Annotated in this window: 2 protein-coding genes; both read left to right on the forward strand. The window is 34.4% G+C overall.

Annotation, left to right across the window (positions count from 1 at the left end):
* Positions 1-3,225 (forward strand): type ISP restriction/modification enzyme (locus tag PVV65_RS08830; protein WP_273789907.1); only part of this gene is annotated, 3,225 nt, incomplete at its 5' end.
* 1,661 nt (positions 3,226-4,886) lie between these two features.
* A partial coding sequence (locus PVV65_RS08835) for a hypothetical protein (RefSeq protein ID WP_273789908.1) occupies positions 4,887-5,440 on the forward strand: 554 nt, incomplete at its 3' end.

Here is a 5,440-nt window from a genome sequence, read left to right on the forward strand (position 1 = left end):
AAAAGCCAAGTGGATGTGATACAGGCGGTAGGACGTGTGATGCGTCGCGCACGGGGTAAGAAAAGAGGCTATATCATTTTACCGGTTGGCGTACCAGCTGGTATTCCCCCCGAACAAGCTTTAAGGAACAATAAAAAGTACAGTGTTGTTTGGCAAGTTCTCAGTGCTTTGCTTTCTCATGATGAGAACTTTAGCAAAACCCTTAACCAAATGAATTTAGGGCAAGATGTAAGTTCTATCATAGATATTGTTACGGTTTCTCAAAATAGTGACTTAAAGAATGTCACAACGGTTGTTGATGATATCCCCCTTCACGCAAAACCAGAAAGTGCGAGTGCGGGGAATGTCTATCCACTGCGAAAATCGCTTACCCCCCATAATGGTCAAGAACGTTTCAACTTTGTGATGGCGTTTCCTAATGCTCTCAGAACCCTTCTGATTAAAAAATCGACCCTTGCGGATTATTGGGGCATCTGGGCGAACAATGTTGCGGAGATTGCTCAAAACCACATTAATCGTCTTAAAGATATCCTTTCTGATAAAACCAGTAAAGCCTATCATGCTTTTGAGAGCTTTCATAAGGAGTTAAAGAGTAATTTAAACGACAGTATTACCCAAGAGGAAGCACTTGAGATGTTAGGACAACATCTTGTGACGCGTCCCGTGTTTGAAGCTTTGTTTGAAGGCAATAAGTTTGTCCAGAACAATAGTATCTCGCAAGCCATGGAAAAGATCTTAGCTGAGTTGGATAAAACCAATATCCAGCAAGAGTCAAAGGAATTACAAAAATTTTATAACAGCGTAAAATTCCGTGCCTCTGGAATTACCGAACCCCAAGCAAGACAGAACCTTATTATCAAACTTTACGAAGATTTTTTTGCCAAGGCATTTAAGAAAACCACGGATAGGCTTGGGATTGTTTACACCCCCGTTGAGGTTGTTGATTTTATCATTCACTCTGTTGATGAAGTGTTACGCAATGAATTTGGAAAAAGCCTAGGATCACGTGGTGTTTCTATTCTCGATCCTTTTACGGGTACTGGTACCTTTATCACAAGGCTTTTACAATCCAATCTCATAAAACCAGAGGATATGGAATATAAATTCCGTCATGATATCCATGCCAATGAGATTGTCTTACTCGCTTATTACATAGCAGCCATTAACATTGAATCGACTTATCATAGTCTTATGAAGGGTGAATATATACCGTTCAAACATATTGGTTTAACTGATACGTTTCGGATGCTTGAAGAAAAAAGTCTGCTACAAAAATTATTTAAAGAAAACAGTGAATATTTAGAACATCAAAAAAATCTGGATATCGAAGTTATCTTTGGTAATCCCCCTTATTCTGTAGGACAAAAGAATGAAAACGATAATGCAAAGAAGAGTCCTTATCCAATATTAGATAATCGTATCCGTAAAACCTATGCTGCTCAATCAAAAACAACTTGTGTGCAAGCGCTTTATGACAGTTATATCCGCGCTATCCGCTGGGCTAGTGACCGTATTAATAATGCTGGGGTAATCGGCTTTGTCACGAACGCGGGGTTCATCAATGGATGTTCTATGGATGGCTTACGCAAATGCCTCGTTGAGGAGTTTTCGAGCCTTTATATTTTCCATTTGCGGGGAAATGCTCGGACTTCTGGAGAACAACGTAAGAAAGAAAGTGGTGGAATTTTTGGAGAAGGTTCTAGAGCGCCTATTGCTATCTCTATTCTCGTAAAAAATCCAGAATCTCAACAGCGTGGGAAAATATATTTCCGTGATATTGGAGATTATCTCACGAGACAGGAAAAGCTTACGATAATTGAAGCCCTTGGTAGTATTGATGGCATTACACGGAGTGAACAAGGTTGGAAAATGATTACACCAGACGAATACGGTGATTGGCTTTGTCAACGTAATGAAAGTTTCAAGGCGTTTTTAGCCTTAGGTGATAAAAAAGGATATGGTCAAAAGCTGTTTGAAATATTTTCATGTGGTCTAAAAACCAATCGTGATGCTTGGGCATACAATTCAAATCGTAAAGCTCTCACGAAGAATATGAGAAATATGATTGCTTTCTACAATAGTGAAGTGGAACGTTTTAACAATATCTATCCACATGCTGAACGTAAGTCACGTGAAAAAGTTGTAAATGATTTCGTAAATTCAGATGAAAGAAAAATTAGTTGGAGCCATAACATTAAACAAGAGTTGGTAAGAGGAAAGTTTTTCGAGTTTGAAGATAAATGCCTTATTCAAAGCCTATACCGTCCTTTTACACAACAATGGCTTTATTATAATAGCATCTTCAATGATGGAGTTTATCAAATTCCCCGAATATTCCCTATAGGAAAAGCAGTTGAAAATAAGGTAATACAAATTACTGGCGCAGGAGCAATGAAAGGTTTTTCTGTATTGATGACTAAAAACTTACCTAACCATCATGCAATAGATACTAGCCAATGCTTTCCACTATATATTTATGAAGATGTTACAGCCTTAAAAGATAATAATCAGTCTTATTTATTTACGAATTCTATAGAGAAAAGCAACAATGTTGGTTTACAGAGGCGTGATGCTATTACTGATGAGGGATTAGAACATTTTAAAACTGCTTATCCTAATGAGAATATAACAAAAGATGATCTATTCTATTATGTTTACGGTCTTTTACATTCAGAGGATTATCGTACTCGTTATGCTGATAACCTCTCTAAAGAGTTGCCTCGTATCCCTTGTGTAAAGAGTACTGATGATTTTTGGAAATTTGTTACAGCAGGGCGTGAACTCGGTCATTTGCACGTAAATTATGAAGATGTGGAACTTTATCCAGTGACCTTTAAAAAGGGTAATCCAAAACAGACTGCTATTTCTAATCCAGAAAAGTTTTATTACGTGAATGAAATGAAATTCGCAAAAATTAAGAATAGCAAGGAAAAGGATAAATCGACGGTTATTTATAATAGTAATATCACGATAACAGATATTCCTCTTGAAGCTTATGAATATATCGTCAATGGCAAGCCTGCTCTTGAATGGGTTATGGAACGTCAATGCGTTAAGATTAATAAAAAGAGTGGTATTGTGAATGATGCCAATCGCTATGCTGTTGAGACAATGGGGAACCCTGCTTATCCATTGGAGTTGTTTCAAAGGGTTATTACCGTAAGTTTAGAGACAATGAAAATTGTTAAAAACCTACCAAAATTAGAAATTAGAGAAACTGAATAAGCTTATAAGACCTTATAACTCATAAGGGGTATAGAATATAGCTATACCTCTTTTGTAAGTTAATTAGATACAATCTTAAAAGAAAAAATTTATCATGCGTTATTCTAAAAAGAAATCATTTGCACTTTTAAACACTGTCATTTGGATTGCCTTTAAGAGATTATACCGTAATCTCAAATGATAGCTTTATAGCTTTCAAAAAACCTCTTTAAAGAGAGTTTTATATCTTCATTTTGCTTATAGGTTTTGTCTGTTTTAAAAACCCCCAAAACACCTACAAAACCCTCTTAAATATATATTAAAGATTGTATTTATGTGTTGTGTTTAATACAGGTTGTTTATTTAAAACATTAACTTATTGAAATATAATAACTTTTATTTTTGACTAAAAAATATATATAAAGGGGGTGTAAAAAGAACCTCCAAAACCCCCTAAACCCCCTAAACTCATAACCATAATGATCTTGATAGCATTTCTTATGATGATACCCCCTTTCTATTGAAAGGCTTTAAGAGATCACATGCTTTTTAAAGACGTGTTTTAATCATGCTCTAAAATTATAAGTTTATCCATTTAAGTGGACTGATAAAAATTCATTAAAGGGATTTGGATAACGTAATCAGTTTTCATTTTCATATGCTTTTCATAAAGCACGTTTTAATCACTCACTAAAATAATCATTTTGTCAGTTAAATTTACTGACAGATAACTGACAAATATATATTATGAGTTGAATTTATGGGTTATGTCTTAATAAGGGTTGTATCATTAAAATGCTAACCTATTGAAAAATAATGTTTTTAATTTACTCTCATTTAAAAAAAATACTCTAGGGTCTAAAAACAACTGACTAAACTGACAAAAATGACAAAAGTCTATTAAAAGGGATTTTGCTAATCTCTATAGTTATCAATCTCTCTTTAGAGGTTTTCATAAAAAGCAATAAATCACAATTATTCTATTTATCGTTTCTCTTATGAAAATGAAAAATGATGCGGTGGCTATAAAGCAGATAACAGCTATAAAGCACGTGTAAAAAAACAGGCTTTCATAATCACAATGCAAATGAATGCATTTTTTATAAGAGCGCGGTGTCTATTAAGGTCGTTTAAATTAAAGAGCCTTATAAACAAAATTCACAAAAAATTTAAAATTCATTTAGTAAAAAAATAGATACGTTATAAAGTTAAAAATACGCATTATGAGAACGTTTCTAAATATTATAAATGTATAGATTCAAAAAATAACACAATCGTTTAAGAAAGCCAATAATATATCTCTAAAAGCACATAAATATAAAAGAAGCAATTAATAAGCATATGAAAATATATATACACAATGAATTTAAAAAAATTATAAAAAATATCAAAAAAGATAAAATAATAATTGACAATAAATACGTATTTTGTTATATAAATAATCAAGTGATTAACAAACACTAAATCGTAAGCGGATAAACCACGTAAGGTTTCTCCCATTCTTAAAAACACTGGCTTTCTTTTATGCTGTCATTGGCATATAACGATTTTGTCGGGTGTGGTCATGCTATACAAAACCCTTATGGGAAAGGCATGCCAACGGACTTACGACCGTGTTTGTTAGCACCCGACACCCTTATAGGGTTGTCAATAACAAACAATATTTTCGTAAGGTTTTAACTATGACAAATATATCACAAAACACCCCCGTTATTTCTTCCATTTCAAATGAAACCGCATCTAATAATAAACAAGAGTCTGCAAAAAAATACGAATTTACAAACGAAACAATTGAAGTAGGTGATTATACTCTTTATCGCATTCGTGCTTTAAGGGATTTTTCCAATGTAAAGGCGGGGGACCTCGGTGGCTTTATACACAAGGTGGCAAATTTAGCTGATAATGGCAATTGCTGGGTCGGTGGCAATGCCATGGTTTATGGGGATGCGCGGGTTTTCGATAATGCCCATGTTTTGGATAATGCAAAAATTACTGGATCTGCTAAAATTTATGAAAATGCAAGGGTCTATGGCAATGCTAGCGTGCATATTAGAGCTGAGGTTTATGGCAATGCGCAAGTCTATGAGAACGCATTGATTTATGGGGATATTTTTGGACATGCTAAAGTGTATGGCAATGCAAAAATTTATGACACTATTTATGGCAAGTTTCTTGATAAGACTAGAATTTATGGCAATGCTGAGGTTTATGGCAAAGCACGTGTGCTAGGAAGTTC

The sequence above is a fragment of the Bartonella sp. ML70XJBT genome (genome assembly GCF_028618425.1).
Classification (GTDB): domain Bacteria; phylum Pseudomonadota; class Alphaproteobacteria; order Rhizobiales; family Rhizobiaceae; genus Bartonella.